This window comes from Burkholderia sp. MR1-5-21, from assembly GCF_053427715.1.
Genome location: NZ_JBSAXD010000003.1, coordinates 181,429 through 197,835 on the forward strand (window position 1 = coordinate 181,429; position 16,407 = coordinate 197,835).

Genomic DNA, 16,407 nt, shown 5'->3' on the forward strand with positions numbered 1-16,407 from the left:
CGCATGGGCCACGAAGAATTCATGTCCCAGGAGGAGGTCGATGCCCTCCTCAAGGGCGTCACGGGCGAAGCCGACGCGATCGACGAGCAGCGCGACACGTCGGGCGTCCGCCCTTACAACCTCGCGACGCAGGAGCGGATCGTCCGCGGCCGGATGCCCGGCCTCGAGATCATCAACGACCGCTTCGCGCGCCTGCTCAGGATCGGCATCTTCAACTTCATGCGGCGCACGGCGGAAATCTCCGTGAGCCAGGTGAAGGTGCAGAAGTACAGCGAGTTCACCCGCAACCTGCCGATCCCGACGAACCTGAACCTCGTGCACGTGAAACCGCTGCGCGGCACGTCGCTGTTCGTGTTCGACCCGAACCTCGTGTTCTTCGTCGTCGACAACCTGTTCGGCGGCGACGGGCGCTTTCATACGCGCGTCGAGGGGCGCGACTTCACCGCGACCGAGCAGCGCATCATCGGCAAGCTGCTGAACCTCGTGTTCGAGCATTACACGACCGCGTGGAAGAGCGTGCGGCCGCTGCAGTTCGAGTTCGTGCGCTCGGAGATGCACACGCAGTTCGCGAACGTCGCGACGCCGAACGAGATCGTGATCGTCACGCAGTTCTCGATCGAGTTCGGGCCGACGGGCGGCACGCTGCACATCTGCATGCCGTACTCGATGGTCGAGCCGATCCGCGACGTGCTGAGCTCGCCGATCCAGGGCGAGGCGCTCGAAGTCGACCGCCGCTGGGTGCGCGTGCTGTCGCAGCAGGTGCAGGCGGCCGAGGTCGAACTGACCGCGGATCTCGCCGAGGTCCCGACGACGTTCGAGAAGCTGCTCAACCTGCGCGCGGGCGACGTGCTGCCGCTCGAGATCGGCGACACGATCACCGCGAAGGTCGACGGCGTGCCGGTGATGGAATGCGGTTACGGGATTTTCAATGGTCAATATGCGTTGCGCGTGCAGAAGATGATCAGCGCGGGCGACACGATGAAGGAAGGTGGATATGAGTGAGCTGAACCCGACGCCCGAACTCGACGCGCAGGCGCTTGCCGACGCCGCGTTGGCGGAAACGGCCGCAACGCAGGCCGAAGCCGACCCCGGCATCGACGACTGGGCGGCCGCGCTCGCCGAGCAGAACCAGCAGCCGGTGCAGCCGGGCGCGACGAGCGCCGGCGTGTTCCAGCCGCTGTCGAAGGCCGCGGCGAACTCGACGCACAACGACATCGAGATGATCCTCGACATCCCGGTCAAGATGACCGTGGAGCTCGGCCGCACGAAGATCGCGATCCGCAACCTGCTGCAGCTCGCGCAGGGCTCGGTGGTCGAGCTGGACGGCATGGCCGGCGAGCCGATGGACGTGCTCGTCAACGGCTGCCTGATCGCGCAGGGCGAGGTGGTGGTCGTCAACGACAAGTTCGGCATCCGCCTGACGGACATCATCACGCCGTCCGAACGCATCCGGAAGCTGAACCGATGAAATTCGCGATGCCGGGCCGGCGGCCGCTCCGTTCGGGGCGAGCGGCGGCTGTCGCGCTGGCCGCCGCACTAGCCGCCGCGTCGCTTCACGCCGGCATGGCGGTTGCCGCCGACATGAACGCGGTGAATCACGCGGACGCGATCGCGTCGGGTGTCGTGGTCGGCTCGGCCGCGCCGTCGCTCGGCTTCGGCGCGGTGCTGCAGACGCTCGTCGGGCTCGCGGTCGTGATCGGCCTCGTGTTCGGCTGCGCGTGGCTCGCGCGCCGTTTCGGCTTCCAGCCCGCGCGGCGCGGCGGCCCGCTGAAGGTCGTGTCGAGCGTCGCGGTCGGCGCGAAGGAAAGCGCGACGATCGTCGAGATCGGCGACACGTGGCTCGTGCTCGGCGTCGCGCCCGGCAACGTGCGGCTGCTGCATGCGCTGCCGGCCGGCAGCGCCGCCGTCGGTGCCGCCACCCCGGGCGACGTGTCCGCGGCGTCCGCGCCATCCACCGGCGGCGGGCTGCCCGGCACGTTCGGCCAGCACCCCCCGGGCACTTCCTTCGGGGCGCGCTTTCGCGACGCCCTCGCGGGCGAGGCCGCGAAACGCCTCGGGCGCGGCAAGGACCGCTGAGATGCCGGCGCGCCGTCGGCCCGTTCGCCGCGAAGGAAGTCCCGCTGCGGGACGCGTCGCGGCCAGTTGCCTCGCACCGTCCGTGACCGGCGACGGCGTTGGCCCGCGCGGGCCGGCGCGCCCTCTTCCATTCACCGCATTCCGATGAAACACGTTTTCCTGCGCCACGCGGCGCGCATCGCGCCCGCGCTGATCCTCGGCCTCGTCCCCGCGCTCGCGTGCGCACAGGCGGCGGGCCTGCCCGCGTTCAATGCGGCCCCCGGCCCGAACGGCGGCACGACCTACTCGCTGAGCGTGCAGACGATGCTGCTGCTCACGATGCTGTCGTTCCTGCCGGCGATGCTGCTGATGATGACGAGCTTCACGCGCATCATCATCGTGCTGTCGCTGCTGCGGCAGGCGCTCGGCACGACGTCGACGCCGCCGAACCAGGTGCTCGTCGGCCTCGCGATGTTCCTCACCTTCTTCGTGATGTCACCGGTGCTGGACAAGGCCTACAGCGACGGCTACAAGCCGTTCTCCGACGGCAGCGTGCCGATGGAGCAGGCCGTGCAGCGCGGCGTCGCGCCGTTCAAGACCTTCATGCTGAAGCAGACCCGCGAGACCGATCTCGCGCTGTTCGCGAAGATCTCGAAGGCCGCGCCGATGCAGGGCCCGGAAGACGTGCCGCTGTCGCTGCTCGTGCCCGCGTTCGTCACGAGCGAGCTGAAGACGGGCTTCCAGATCGGCTTCACGATCTTCATCCCGTTCCTGATCATCGACATGGTCGTCGCGAGCGTGCTGATGTCGATGGGGATGATGATGGTGTCGCCGGCCACCGTGTCGCTGCCGTTCAAGCTGATGCTGTTCGTGCTCGTCGACGGCTGGCAGCTGCTGATCGGCTCGCTCGCGCAGAGCTTCACCTGATTCCGCGGAGGATCCGATGACCCCCGAACAAGTGATGTCGCTCGCCCACCAGGCGATGATGGTCGGCCTGCTGCTCGCCGCGCCGCTGCTGCTGGTCGCGCTCGCGGTCGGCCTCGTCGTGAGCCTGTTCCAGGCCGCGACGCAGATCAACGAAACGACGCTGTCGTTCATCCCGAAGCTGCTCGCGGTCGTCGCGACGCTCGTGATCGCCGGGCCGTGGATGCTGACGACGATGCTCGACTACCTGCGGCAGACCCTGCTGCACGTCGCGACGCTCGGCGCGGGCTGAGCGGCGGGCGCTTCGCGACTCCGGCGATGTTCTCGGTCACCTACGCGCAGCTCAACGGATGGCTCACGGCGTTCCTGTGGCCGTTCGTGCGGATGCTCGCGCTGGTCGCGACCGCGCCGGTGTCGGGCCACGCGTCGGTGCCCGCCCGCGTGAAGATCGGGCTCGCCGCGTTCATGGCGCTGATCGTCGCGCCGACGCTCGGCGCGATGCCGGCCGTCACCGTGTTTTCCGCGCAGGGGATCTGGATCGTCGTCACGCAGTTCCTGATCGGCGCGGCGATGGGTTTCGCGATGCAGGTCGTGTTCGCCGCGGTCGAGGCCGCCGGCGACGTGATCGGGCTGTCGATGGGCCTCGGCTTCGCGACCTTCTTCGATCCGCACGCGAGCGGCGCGACGCCGGTGATGGGCCGCTTCCTGAACGCGGTCGCGATCCTCGCGTTCCTCGCATTCGACGGCCACCTGCAGGTGCTGGCCGCGCTCGCCGCGTCGTTCCAGTCGCTGCCGGTGTCGGCCGACCTGCTGCACGCACCCGGCTGGCGCACGCTCGCCGCGTTCGGCGTGACGGTGTTCCAGATGGGGCTGCTGCTCGCGCTGCCGGTCGTCGCGGCGCTGCTGATCGCAAACCTCGCGCTCGGCATCCTGAACCGCGCGGCGCCGCAGATCGGCATCTTCCAGGTCGGCTTCCCGGTCACGATGCTGGTCGGCCTGCTGCTCGTGCAGCTGATGGTGCCGAACATGGTGCCGTTCTTCGGGCGGCTGTTCGACATCGGGCTCGACGCGATGGGCCGGGTCGCCAGCGGCTGGCGCTGACGCGGCGCCGCTCTTTCTAGCGCTCCCCGGCCCGCCCCACTCGCGCGCGACCGCCGCGCGCTTATCCGCTCTGCCGCAGTGTCGCCGCGCGGCCGCCCCTTCGCGTCGCGCGCACGCCGGGCGCTCGCCGCCGAATTTGGACGATCGGCGATATCCCGCCGTTATCCGTTGCTGAACAATCTTCTGCTTTCGAGGCAACACGGCCGTTGCGACACGCACCAGGCCGGACCGCGGTGCGTTCAGGCAGATGATTTCCATACGATTGTTCCGGCTGATGGTCGTTTTCGCGGCGCTCGGCGCCGGTTGGCCGGCGCACGCTGCGGACCTGCTCGACGCGGTTGATGCCGCGTGGCGGGTCGACGCCGGCATCGCGGCCGCGCGCAATGCGCGGCTCGCGGGCCGCGAGAAGCGCTGGCAGGGGCTCTCGGGCATGCTGCCGCGCGCGCAGATCGACGGCAACTACACGAAACAGGATCAACCGACCGCGTCGTACGCGGCCGCCGTGCGCCGCCACAGCGTGTCGGCCAGCGTCACGCAGCCGATCTTCGACCTGTCGCGAATCGCCGATTTCCGGCGCGGCAGTGCGCTTGCCGACCAGGCGGACGTCGAATTCGAGAAGGCGCGGCAGACGCTGATCGCGGACGTGTCGGACGCGTACTTCGACGTGCTGTATGGCGGCGAAGTGCTGCAGGCCGCCGAATCCGCGCGGCAGGCGTTCCAGCGGCAGCTCGACCAGGCGCAGGCGGCGCTGCGGATCGGCGACGGCACGCGCACCGACGTCGACGAGGCGCGCGCGAACCTCGACGACGCGCTCGCGCGCAAGGTCAGCGCGCAGAACGATCTCGAGATCGCAAGCGGCACGCTGCGGCGGCTCACGGGCCTCGCGGCCGACACGCTCGCGCCGGTCGCATGGCAGTGCACGCCGCAGGCGCCGCCCGTCGATCTCGCGACCGCGATGGACGAAGCCGCGCGCGAGAACGTCGAGGTGCGCATCGCCGAGCAGCAGGCCGCGCAGGCACAGGCCGACATCGTCGCCGCGGCCGGCGCGAACCTGCCGGTCGTCAACCTGCAGGCGAGCTACGGCACGAACTGGAGCCGCGGCGCCGACGAAAACGGGCTCGATTCGCTGTTCGGCACGACGTCGAAGACCCGTTCGTCGGTGATTGGCGTGACGGTCACGATTCCGCTGTTCGCGGGCGGCGGCCAGCTATCGACGGCGCGCGACGCGTATCGCCGGCGCGAACAGTCGCGGGACCTGCTTGAGGACGCACGCCGCAAGGCACGCGAGCGCGCGCGCACCGCCTATCTCGGCATCACGAACGGCGCCGCGCTGATGCGCGCGCGCGAGCGTGCGCTCGCATCGGCCGACAGCAAGGTGAAGTCGACGCATCTGGGCCGCGAGGTCGGGCTGCGCACGCAGATCGACGAACTCAACGCGCAGCAGCGCTACTTCGAGGCGATCCGCGATCTCGCTGACGCGCGCTATCGCTTTCTGCGCGCGCGGCTGCAGCTGTCGGCCGCGCTCGGCACGCTCGGCGAAGCGGACGTCGCGACGATTGCATGCCGCCCGGCGGGTTGACCATGCGTGATTCCGTTTCCCTCCATTCGATTCGACCGGTAGCGACCCATGACTGATTCGCTGTTCCGTCAGGAAGCGCTCGACGCAACCAAGCACAAGCTGTTGGGGACGGTCAGCCTGTATTCGCCGCCGTGGCGCTGGCTGACGATCGGCGTCGCGACGGCAGCGGCCCTTGCGATCGTCGCGTTCTTCGTGCTCGGCACCTATACGAAGCGCGAGCGCGTCGCCGGCCAGTTGCTGCCCGCGAAAGGGCTGCTGGCCGTCACGCCGCCGCTGATGGGCACGGTGATCGACACGCGGGTGCGCGAGGGGCAGACGGTTGCGGCCGGCGCCGAGCTGATGGCCGTGTCGGCCGAAGTCGCGACCGAGCTCGGCGGCACGCGCGAGCGGGTGCGCGAGCAGCTCGATCTTCAGCGCGCGCGCCTCGAGACCGATCTCGCGAGCCAGTCGCAACTGAGCGGCGAGGCGAAGCGCGGGCTGCATGCGCGCGCCGCGGCGCTGAACGACCAGCTCGCGCAGATCGCACTGCAAAGGACGCAGCGCACGCGCCAGGCGGAACTCGCGCAGCGGCAGCTCGGCAAGCTGCAGTCGATGCGCGAGGAGGGTTACGCGTCGAACAGCCAGGTGGAGCAGCAGGAAGCCGCGCTGCTCGATGCGCAGGCGCGGCTGCAGGATCTCGCGCGCCAGCGGCTCGACGTCGAGCAGCAACTCGACCAGATCCGCCAGCAGCTGCGCGAGTTGCCGCTCAACACGCGCAACCAGCAGAACGACATCGAACGCAAGCTCGCCGACGTCGACCAGTCGATCGCCGAAAACGAGGCGCGCCGCGCGGTGATCCTGCGCGCGCCGCAGGCGAGCGTCGTCGCGGCGTTGCTCGCGAAGCCCGGGCAGGTCGTCAACGCGGGTCAGTCGGTCGCGTCGCTGCTGCCGCAAGGCGCGCAGCTCGAGGCGCAACTGATGGTGCCGAGCCGTGCGATCGGCTTCGTGCGGACGGGCGCGCGCGTCGTGCTGCGCTACGAGGCCTACCCGTTCCAGAAATTCGGCCAGCAGTTCGGCCGCGTAACCGACGTGTCGCGCACCGCGCTGTCGCCTCAGGAGGTCGCGAACCTCACCGGGCGGACCAACGTGCCCGAGCAGCTCTATCGCGTGGTCGTCGCGCTCGATCGCCAGGACATCGCCGCGTACGGCCGGCGCGAAGCGCTGCGCCCCGGGATGGCGCTCGAGGCCGACGTGCTGATCGACAAGCGCCGGCTGATCGAGTGGGTGCTCGAGCCGCTGTACGCGCTCGGCCGCCGCGCGTCGGCATGAGCGCCCCGCGCGTTCGATTCGTCATGGAGCCCGTTGAACGATGAAATGGATGGATGCCCTGCAATTCGGCTGGCGCCGCCGCCTGCCCGTGATGCTGCAGACGCAGGCGGCCGAGTGTGGGCTCGCGTGCGTCGGCATGATCGCGAGCTATCACGGCCGCGAGCTCGACCTGGTCGCGCTGCGCCGGCGCTTCAGCCCGTCGCTGAAAGGGGCGACGCTCAACGACGTGATGCTGATGTCCTACCGGCTCGGCCTCGCGTCGCGCGCGCTGCGGCTCGACCTCGACGAGCTCGGCAAGCTGCGGCGCCCGTGCATCCTGCATTGGGACATGAATCACTTCGTCGTGCTGAAGTCAGTGTCGCGCAGCGGGATCACGATCCACGATCCCGCGCGCGGCGTGCGCGACGTGCCGCTTGCCGAGGTGTCCGACCACTTCACGGGCGTCGCGCTGGAGCTGATGCCGTCGCCGTCGTTCACGCGCTCGCGCGAGCGCGAATCGATCTCGATGGCGAAGCTCATCGGCGGCGTCACGGGCATCCGCGCGGCGTTCGCGCAGGTGCTGCTGCTGTCGGTCGCGCTCGAAGTGTTCGGCATCGTCACGCCGTTCTACATGCAGTGGGTGATGGACCAGGTGCTCGTGTCGGCCGACGCCGACCTGCTGACGCTGCTCGGCATCGGGTTCCTGCTCGTCGTGCTGTTCCAGAACGCGGTCACGGCGCTGCGCTCGTGGGTCGTCACGTGGTTCTCGAGCCTGCTCGGCGTGCAATGGACGGCGAACGTCTGCTCGCACCTGTTCAGGCTGCCGATGACGTACTTCGAACAGCGCCACATCGGCGACGTCGTGTCGCGGTTCGGCGCGATCGGCACGATCCAGTCCACGCTTACGACGCAATTCATCGGCGCGCTGCTCGACGGCGCGATGGCGATCGTCACGCTCGCGATGCTGTTCGTCTACAGCCCGACGCTCACGTGGCTCGTGCTCGGGCTGTTCGCCGCGTACGGCGCGATCCGCTGGCTCGCCTACCGGCCGTTCCGGCAGGCGAACGAGGAACACATCGTGTACGCGGCCCGCGCGGAATCGAACCTGCTCGAGTCGATCCGCGGCGTGCAGGCGATCAAGCTCGCGAACAAGCAGGAGGCGCGCGTCGCGACCTATGCGAATGCCGTTGTCGAGACGACCAACAAGAACGTCGCGATCCAGCGGCTGTCGATCGGCTTCTCGACGCTGCAGGGCGTGATCTCCGGCGCGGGCCGCGTGGCGCTCGTGTGGCTGGCCGCGAAACAGGTGCTCGACGGACAGTTCTCGGCGGGGATGCTGGTCGCGTTCGTCAGCTTTGCCGATCAGTTCATGGCGCGCGGCGCGGGCCTGATCGGCACGGTGATCGATTTCCGGATGCTGCGGCTGCACGGCGAGCGGCTCGCCGACATCGTGCTCACCGACGCCGAATCCGACATGGAAGCGAAGGCCGCGCGCGCGCCGGCGGCAGGCGGCCACGCGGCGGCGCCCGCGATCGACGTGCGCGACGTGCGCTTTCGCTACGCGGAGACCGAACCGTGGGTGCTCGACGGCTGCTCGTTCTCGATCGCGCCGGGCGAATCGGTCGCGCTCGTCGGGCCGTCGGGCCAGGGCAAGACCACGATGGCCAAGGTGCTGCTCGGCCTGCTGACACCCGAGCACGGCAGCGTGCGCGTCGATGGCGTCGACATCCGCAAGCTCGGGCTGCATCAGCACCGCGAGCTGATCGGCTGCGTGATGCAGGACGACATCCTGTTCGCGGGCTCGATCGCCGACAACATCGGCTTCTTCGATCCGCAGCCCGACCAGGCGCGCATCGAGGAAGCCGCGCGGCTCGCGCAGATCCACGACGACATCGCGGCGATGCCGATGGGCTACCAGAGCCTCGTCGGCGACATGGGTTCGTCGCTGTCGGGCGGCCAGTGCCAGCGCGTGCTGCTCGCACGCGCGTTCTACCGGAAGCCCGCGATTCTCGTGCTCGACGAGGCGACCAGCCATCTCGACGTCGAACGCGAGCGGCTGATCAACGACGCGGTGCGCGCGATGAACATCACGCGGATCATCATCGCGCACCGGCCCGAGACGATCCGCAGCGCGGATCGCGTCGTCGAGCTTGCACACGGCAGCGCGCGCGAAATGGGCGCCGACGCGCCGTTCGATCCGGCGGCCGCCTAGCGCCGCCAAGCGGAGTGCCCGTCGCGCGTTGCGCGACGGGAGGCCGATGCCGATCCGGCCTTCACGATCGGCAAAGCGCAACTGTCAGGAGAACTTCAAATGCGCGAGTTGACCACGATGGAATTGAATGAAGTAAGCGGCGGCCTGTTCGGCAACCTGGGGGCGGCGGTGCTGGGCGGCGTTGCCGGCCTGGTTTCCGGCGGCTTCAAGGGCGCCGCGACGGGCGGCAGCACGGGCGGGATCCTGGGCGCAGGCATCCTCAGCGCCGGTGTCGGCCTGATCGTCGGCGCCGGACTGGGCCTGGTCGGCGGCAAGATCTACGGCTTGATCAACGGTGCACAGCAGACGCTCCGGGTCTTCAACCGCGTGATGGAAGGCCTGTTCGACCCGAACCTGCCGGCACCGAAGTGACGCAAGGCGGGAGCGCCGTTCCGGCGGCGCCTGCTGCCGTCATGGCACGGGCCGGCATGCGCGACGTGATGCCGGCCATGGCAATCCAATTTCGACAGAAGGTGAATCATGCGTGAAATCAGCAAGATGGAACTCGCGACCGTTTCGGGCGGACGGTCGTCCAGCGGCATCGTCGGCTGGATCAACAGCCTGTTCAAGCCGGCCGAGCCGCGCGAACCCTGGGTCAATCCGTTTCCTTCGGACAACACCCAAACGGGCGCCGTCGAGACGCTGGGCAAGGTCGTCTTCGCGGCCGGCGTCGCGCTCGCGGCTGCAGCGACTGCGTCGGTCGTTGCTGCGATCGCCGCCACGGCGCGCCGATAGGCACGCGTTCGGCCTGACGATTCGTCCTCCATACGACAGGCGTCCCGATTGCATCGGGCGCTTCGACACGCCACCCGGCCCCGCGGCCTGCATCGCCAACGGGCGCCGTTTTTGGATGGATTGCGATAGTCGGAGCTGATACGGACAAGATAACTTTATCCCGCCCGGCGCGCTCGCGCGCCCGGTGGGAAATTTGAGCGATCAATAGGGATACCAGATCATGATGAAGAAAATTCTGTTGGCCTCCGCGGCAGCGTCAGCGATGTCGTTCATGCCGCTCGCGGCACACGCCTACGACGGCACCGTGAGCATCACGGGTTCGCTGAGCGGGGCGAGCTGCACGATCAAGGTCAACAATGGCGACAAGGACGGTACGGTCCAGCTGCCGAGCGTGGGTGCTGCTTCGCTGGCGTCGAAGGGCGCGGTAACGGGCGCGACGAACTTCACCATCGCGCTCAGCAACTGCACGAACGCGGGCAAATCGGTGCGCGCGTTCTTCGAGGCCGGCCCGAACGTCAACGGCGTTGACGGAACGCTTTACAACCGCGCGCTGACCAACGCCGCGACCAACGTCGCCGTGCAGCTTCTCGACCTGGACCGCAAGGCGCTGATGGCCGGTGACGTCAGCCAGCGCAACGGCCGTCCGGTCGACCTCGTCGGCAATGCGGCCACGATGATCTACAGCGCGCAGTACTACTCGCTCGGCGCGGCCACTGCAGGCAGCGTAAGCACGTCGGTCACGTATTCGATCGACTATCTGTAACGCGTCATGCCGGCCGTCTCGCATGGCCGGCATCGACGACTCGCGCGACGCGGGTCATTCCGGCCTGCGGTACCGCCATTCCGGGGAAGCGTCCCGTCGCATGACCTTCCCCCTCCTCCTCATCGAACGATGCGCTCGCTCCTCTCGTTTCTCTTCCGCCGCTTGCCGATCTGCGCATGCGTCGTGCTGGCCTGCACCGTACAACCTGGCATCGCGGGCGTGATCATTTCCGGCACGCGTCTCGTCTATCCGGCCGGCGACCGGGAGATCACCGCCAAGATCGACAACGTCGGCACGGCTCCGGCGCTCGTGCAGGCGTGGCTCGACGACGGCGACCCGCGCTCGCGCCCGGGCACGGCCAAGGTTCCGTTCGTGCTGATGCCGCCGATCTTTCGTGTCGATCCGGGCAAGGGACAGACCTTGCGCATCGTCTATACCGGCGATCCGCTGCCGCAAGACCGCGAATCGGTGTTCTGGCTGAACGTACTCGACATTCCGCCGAAAGCCGCCGATCAGTCGACGACGACGATGCTGCAGCTCGCGTTCCGGTCGCGAATCAAGGTGTTCTTCCGGCCGGCCGGCCTCGACGCGGATGGGGCGGTCGACGCGGCCAAACGCGTGAAATGGTCGCTCGCGCCCGCGCCGGACGGCAGCAAAGGCCACGTGTTGCGGGCGACCAATCCGTCGCCGTTCAACGTCACCGTGCTGTCGGCACAGGTCGTGCACGACGGCCGCACGTACACGATCGACGACGGCGCGATGATCGCCCCCGCTGCCGACCATCCGTTTGCGCTGAACTTGCCGCTGCCGAGCCTCCCGGCCGGCACGAAGCTCGACTACTCGACGATCAACGACTTCGGCACCGACGTGAAGTGGCCGGCGGTGCTCGAGGCCGCGCCTTGATTAGGCCCGCGCGTTCGAGCCGCCTGCGCGCGCTGCCGGGCGAGGCAGGCCGGCGATCCGTCCAATTCGAGCATCCGAAACGAAACCCATGAAATGCATCCATCCCGCGTCCGCCCCGCGCACCGGCCGGCCGGCGCGCGTGCTGCGGCGGTCGTACGCGACAGCGCTGCTCGCGTGGTCGGCCCTGCCGCTCGGCGCAGCGGCGAGCGAGACCGATCCGCAGCCCCGGATCGGCGGGCCGGGCCGGGGCGACGCGCTGCCGTCCCGGGCACTGCAGTTCAACCCGGACTTCGTGCTGACGTCGCCGGATGGCGGAATCGACCTGTCCCGTTTCGAGAACGGCAACCCGGTCTGGCCCGGCGAATACCGGGCCGACGTGTACCTGAACGGCGCGCTGCTCGGCCGCGACGACGTCACCGTGCGCGAATCGGGCGCCAACGGCCCGCAAGTGTGCTTCAGCCGCCGCATGCTCGACAGGATCAACGCGGATACGAGCCGGATCGCGCCGGAAGCGCTCGCGCGGCTCGCCGATCCCGCCGCGTGCGACTCGCTCGATTCGCTGCTGCCGGGCGCGTCGGCGTCGTTCGACGCCGGCTCGGCGCGCCTCGACATCCATGTCCCGCAGGCGCTGCTGCGCCGCACGGCCCGCGGCTACGTCGATCCGTCGATGTGGGATGGCGGCGTGAGCGCGGGATTCGTCGGCTACAGCGCGAACTTCTACGGAAACGTCGTGGACGGCCGCAGCGACAACTCGGCGTACGTCGGACTGAACGCCGGCCTCAATGTCGGCGGATGGTACTTCCGTCACGACGGCGCGCTGAACTGGCAGAATCGCGGCGGCCAGCACTACAGCATCGCCAACACCTACGTTCAACGCGACCTGACGGCGCTCAACGCGCGCGTCAGGCTCGGCGACGCGAACACGTCCGGCGAGCTGTTCGATACGTTTCCGTTTCGCGGCGTGCAGATCGCCACCGACGATCGCATGTGGCCCGATTCCCGTCGCGGCTATGCGCCGGTCGTTCGCGGCATTGCGAATTCGAATGCGCGCGTGACCGTGCGCCAGAGCGGCGCGGTCATCTACGAAACGACGGTGCCGCCCGGCCAGTTCGTGATCGACGACCTCTATCCGACCGGTTACGGCGGCAATCTCGACGTGACCGTCACCGAATCGGACGGCAGCGAGCGCGCATTCAAGGTGCCATACGCATCGGTCGCGCAGTCGCTGCGGCCCGGCATGAACCGGTTCGGTTTCGTCGCGGGCGTGGTGCGCAACCGGAACCTGTCGTATACGCCGCACATCGTGCAGGCGACCTACGTGCGTGGTGTGTCCAACCTGCTGACGCTGTACGGCGGCGTGCTCGCGAACGAGGACTACCAGAACCTGCTCGTCGGCGGCGCGTTCAATACGCCGATCGGCGCGATGGCGCTCGACGTGTCCGGCGCATTCACGTCGTCGAACGGCCGGCGGGCACGTGGCGCGAGCGTACGCATCACGTACAGCAAGACGCTGGAAGCGACGAACAGCAACCTGTCGGTGGCCGCGTATCGCTTCTCGTCGTCCGGCTATCTCGATCTCGACAACGCGCTCGCCTATGTCGACAACGCCAGGCGCAACGCGACCGGCCTCGCGGCACAGCCGCTCTGGCGCGCGCGCAACCGGGTATCGGTCACCGCGTCGCAGCGGTTCGGCGACAACGGCGGCCAGTTGTTCGTGAGCGCGTACACGCAGAACTACTGGGAGCGCCGCGGCACCGATACGCAATTCCAGATCGGCTACAGCAACCGTTTCCGCGTCGTCGACTATAGCCTCTCGGTCAACCGCGCGCGCGCGATCGGCGGCGGCGCCGATACGCAGACCATGCTGACCGTGTCGCTGCCGCTCGGCCGCTCGGCGCAAGCGCCGCGCGCGAGCGCGAACGTCGCGCACGACAGCCTGCGCGGCGTCACGTCGACGATGACCGCGAGCGGTTTCGTCGGCACGCGGAACCAGGGCAGCTATTCGGTTTCCGCGTCGCGCGACGCGGGTGCGACGTATTCGGGCAGCGTGTCCGGCCAGTACCGCACGCCGTATACGACGGTCCAGGGCACGTTCGCCAAGGGCGATCGGTACGGGTCGGGCTCGGTCGGGCTGAGCGGCGCGATCGTCGCGCATCCGGGGGGCGTCACGGCGACACCCTATGCGGCCGACACGGTTGCCGTCGTCGCCGCGCCGGCGGCGGGTGGCGCAACGGTGGCCGGATACGGCGGCGTCACGCTCGACCGGCGCGGCTATGCGGTCGTGCCGTACCTGAATCCTTACCGGGTCAACCAGATCGAGATCGATCCGCGCGGCCTGCCCGCCGACGTCGAGCTGCAGACGACGAGCCTGCAGGTGGCGCCGCGCCAGGGCGCCGTCGTGATGCTGCGCTACCCGACCGTGAAGGGACGGGCGCTGCTGATTCACGCGTCGACGCCGGATGGCCGGGAACTGCCGTTCGGCGCGCCGGTATTCGATGCGCGCGGCAACAACGTCGGCGTGGTGTCGCAGGGCGGCCAGATCTATGCGCGCGTCGCGGAACCGGACGACACGCTGACGGTGAAATGGGGGCACGCCGACGCGTGGCAATGCTCGATCCGCGTGGCGCTGCCGCCGCTCGATGCCGGCACTCGGCAAGCCGCCATCGAGCGCGTCGATGCCCCATGCGAATTCGACGCGCGGCCGTCCGGCCCCGACGACCCGCCGCGGCACGCGGCCCCGCCTGCATGACGGCGCGCTGAACGCGCCCACGACACATCGGATGAAATCGCATATGAACGACAGGAACACGCCCATCGATCGCATCAGGCTGGCTTGCACGGTGGCCCTGCTGGCCTGCGCGGCTGGCACGGGCACCGCGCAAGCGGCCGCGAATTGCCAGAACGCGAGCACGTCGGAACTCGGCACGCTGCCCGATCCGTTCAGGATCGCGGCCGATGCGCCGATCGGCACGGTGCTGTGGAGCAAGACCGGGATCGACATCAGCGCGTCCTGCATGAAGACGGTCGGGTCGGCCAACTTCGAGGCGACGCTCTATCGGTGGATGGCCGATTCCGACCTCACTTCCAACGGGCTCGGACTGTACGTGACCTATAACGGCAACCGCGGCACCGGCGCGGGCTCGTTTCCGATGGGGAAGACCATCAGTTCGTCGCTGACGTGGACGACCGTTTCCGCGACGATCGACGTCGAGCTGGTGAAGACCGGGGCGACGCCGTCCAGGCCGACACCGTTTCCGGTCCTGTCGGTGCTGACGGCGCTGATCGGCGGCCCGAACAAGGACTATTCGAAAGCGGCCCGCTACGTCACGTACGGCTTCAAGAACATCTCGTTCCAGGCGGCGACGTGCGCGCCGTCGAGCACGCAGGTCGCCGTGGATCTCGGCACCCACAAGCTCAGCAAGTCGTCGGGGCTGGGTTCCGGCATCGGTGCGACGTCGTCGTCGAAAAGCTTCACGATCGGCCTGAAGTGCGATGCCGACGTCGCCGGCAGTTTCGCGGTCCACCTGACGCTCGACGGCAGCGCGTACAACGCGTCCGACGGCATCCTGTCGCTGTCGTCGTCGAGTACGGCGAAAGGCGTCGGCATCCAGCTGCTCAAGGGCGACGGCAAGCCGGTGCCGCTCGGCAAGTCGTGGAAGGTGACGGACATGCCGCCGTCGAGCACCCTGTCGGTGCCGCTGACGGCGCGCTATTACCAGACCGCGTCCAGTGCCAGCCCGGGCACCGCCAATGGCACGGCGACCTTTACGATCAGCTACAAATAGCGCGCGGATGGCTGGATCGACCCGTTTCGACGGTCGTCAAACATCATGTTTCTGCCGTGGTCGTGATATGTCCCTTTGGTCATATTCTTCTGGAAAGATGAAAAAAGGACTCGCTCGATGCGACACCGATCGCGGTGGTCAGTAGCGTAGATGCCGTTCCCGCCGGCAAGATCGTGAATTCGACATTGATAAAATGCACCGCAATGCATGAGATTGCTGCATTCACCATTCGGGAAACAAGAATGAGGGTGAATCGATTCACTGACTCCTCCGGAAAGGCTGGTCGTATTTCAAAGCCCTATTAAGACAAGTCCCACCGAATGGACGCGGTCTTCAAGATTGTCTGCAGGTGGTGCAGCATCGCACGCCGTCAAACCAGCCCGCTTTCGTACGCGTACCGGATCAGGTCCATATTCGTATCGGCCTGCAGTTTCTGCATCGCCATGTATTTCTGCGTCGACACGGTGCTGACCGAGCGGCCGAGTTGCTTCGCGATGCTCGCGAGCGAGTGCCCGGAGACGAACAGACGCACGACGTCGAGTTCCTTTTGAGTGAGCTTCGGCTGCCTGCCGCACAGCAGCGCGCCGGCTCGCTCGACGATCGCCCGCACCGTCGGCGAGAAATAGGGTGAGCGGCCCGCGACCAGATGCCTGCACGCGCGGACGATCTCGACGACGTCGTCTTCCTTGCTGACGATTGCCGTGACACCCAGCCGGATCGCGGCCGCGTAGACGCTCGGATTCTTCTGCGCGGTAAACATCACGCATTTGGCACGGGGCGCGACGTCGCGCAGCTTGCGCAACAGCAACACGCCGTCAATCGGGTTGTCGCCCCGCCTCATCGAATAGTCGACGATCACGAGATCGGTCGGCAATCGGCCCAGCGCATCGATCAGCGCCGCGCCGCTCTGGCAGCAATGCGCAATGCGAAAGGCCGGCGCCCATTGCGGCAGTTGCTTCAGCAATGCCACGACGACCGGATGGTCGTCGGCAACGGCAATGGAGAACGTCCTCATAGACTCATT

The 16,407-nt window shown here is 68.1% G+C and carries 16 protein-coding genes; 15 read left to right on the top strand and 1 reads right to left on the bottom strand.

The window, feature by feature from the left end; genetic code table 11:
- Positions 1-3 precede the first annotated feature (3 nt).
- From fliM to ACV229_RS05485, 15 genes are all read left to right on the top strand, one after another.
- Entirely contained in the window at positions 4-1,002 is a 999-nt protein-coding gene (gene fliM, locus ACV229_RS05415) for a flagellar motor switch protein FliM (protein WP_448082091.1), read from the top strand.
- Complete coding sequence (gene fliN, locus ACV229_RS05420; RefSeq protein ID WP_448082092.1) at positions 995-1,468, top strand: flagellar motor switch protein FliN; 474 nt, start codon at positions 995-997, stop codon at positions 1,466-1,468. Before fliM ends, fliN begins: the two co-directional genes overlap by 8 nt.
- A complete protein-coding gene (fliO, locus tag ACV229_RS05425; protein ID WP_448082093.1) occupies positions 1,465-2,076 on the top strand; it encodes a flagellar biosynthetic protein FliO in 612 nt (203 codons plus the stop codon). Before fliN ends, fliO begins: the two co-directional genes overlap by 4 nt.
- A gap of 144 nt (positions 2,077-2,220) precedes the next feature.
- Positions 2,221-2,982 carry a flagellar type III secretion system pore protein FliP gene (gene fliP, locus ACV229_RS05430; protein WP_448082094.1) on the top strand — a complete coding sequence of 254 codons (762 nt, stop codon included), beginning with the start codon at positions 2,221-2,223 and terminating at the stop codon, positions 2,980-2,982.
- Positions 2,983-2,998: 16 nt separating this feature from the next.
- Positions 2,999-3,271: a flagellar biosynthesis protein FliQ gene (gene fliQ / locus ACV229_RS05435; protein WP_448079602.1), complete on the top strand. Its 273-nt coding sequence runs from the start codon at positions 2,999-3,001 to the stop codon at positions 3,269-3,271.
- Between the two features lie 26 nt (positions 3,272-3,297).
- Positions 3,298-4,080: a flagellar biosynthetic protein FliR gene (fliR, locus tag ACV229_RS05440; protein ID WP_448082095.1), complete on the top strand. Its 783-nt coding sequence runs from the start codon at positions 3,298-3,300 to the stop codon at positions 4,078-4,080.
- A gap of 247 nt (positions 4,081-4,327) precedes the next feature.
- Positions 4,328-5,659 (top strand): TolC family outer membrane protein, encoded by a 1,332-nt coding sequence (locus ACV229_RS05445; RefSeq protein ID WP_448082096.1) that lies wholly within the window; start codon positions 4,328-4,330, stop codon positions 5,657-5,659.
- Positions 5,660-5,707: 48 nt separating this feature from the next.
- Positions 5,708-6,967: an HlyD family secretion protein gene (locus ACV229_RS05450; RefSeq protein ID WP_448082097.1), complete on the top strand. Its 1,260-nt coding sequence runs from the start codon at positions 5,708-5,710 to the stop codon at positions 6,965-6,967.
- Between the two features lie 49 nt (positions 6,968-7,016).
- Complete coding sequence (locus ACV229_RS05455) at positions 7,017-9,158, top strand: peptidase domain-containing ABC transporter (protein WP_448082098.1); 2,142 nt, start codon at positions 7,017-7,019, stop codon at positions 9,156-9,158.
- Positions 9,159-9,257: 99 nt separating this feature from the next.
- Positions 9,258-9,569 carry a hypothetical protein gene (locus ACV229_RS05460; protein WP_448082099.1) on the top strand — a complete coding sequence of 104 codons (312 nt, stop codon included), beginning with the start codon at positions 9,258-9,260 and terminating at the stop codon, positions 9,567-9,569.
- A 126-nt stretch (positions 9,570-9,695) separates the two neighbouring features.
- Positions 9,696-9,932, top strand: coding sequence for a hypothetical protein (locus ACV229_RS05465; protein ID WP_448082100.1), 237 nt, complete (start codon positions 9,696-9,698; stop codon positions 9,930-9,932).
- Between the two features lie 220 nt (positions 9,933-10,152).
- Positions 10,153-10,695 carry a fimbrial protein gene (locus tag ACV229_RS05470; protein ID WP_448082101.1) on the top strand — a complete coding sequence of 181 codons (543 nt, stop codon included), beginning with the start codon at positions 10,153-10,155 and terminating at the stop codon, positions 10,693-10,695.
- A gap of 129 nt (positions 10,696-10,824) precedes the next feature.
- Positions 10,825-11,598 (top strand): fimbrial biogenesis chaperone, encoded by a 774-nt coding sequence (locus ACV229_RS05475; RefSeq protein WP_448082102.1) that lies wholly within the window; start codon positions 10,825-10,827, stop codon positions 11,596-11,598.
- 88 nt (positions 11,599-11,686) lie between these two features.
- A complete protein-coding gene (locus ACV229_RS05480) occupies positions 11,687-14,347 on the top strand; it encodes a fimbria/pilus outer membrane usher protein (RefSeq protein ID WP_448082103.1) in 2,661 nt (886 codons plus the stop codon).
- A gap of 43 nt (positions 14,348-14,390) precedes the next feature.
- Positions 14,391-15,383: a fimbrial protein gene (locus ACV229_RS05485; protein WP_448082104.1), complete on the top strand. Its 993-nt coding sequence runs from the start codon at positions 14,391-14,393 to the stop codon at positions 15,381-15,383.
- 370 nt (positions 15,384-15,753) lie between these two features.
- Here ACV229_RS05485 and ACV229_RS05490 read toward each other — a convergent pair whose 3' ends face one another.
- The gene (locus ACV229_RS05490) at positions 15,754-16,398 is read right to left on the bottom strand and encodes a response regulator (RefSeq protein WP_448082105.1); all 645 of its coding nucleotides are present in this window, start codon (positions 16,396-16,398) and stop codon (positions 15,754-15,756) included.
- Positions 16,399-16,407: the final 9 nt, after the last annotated feature.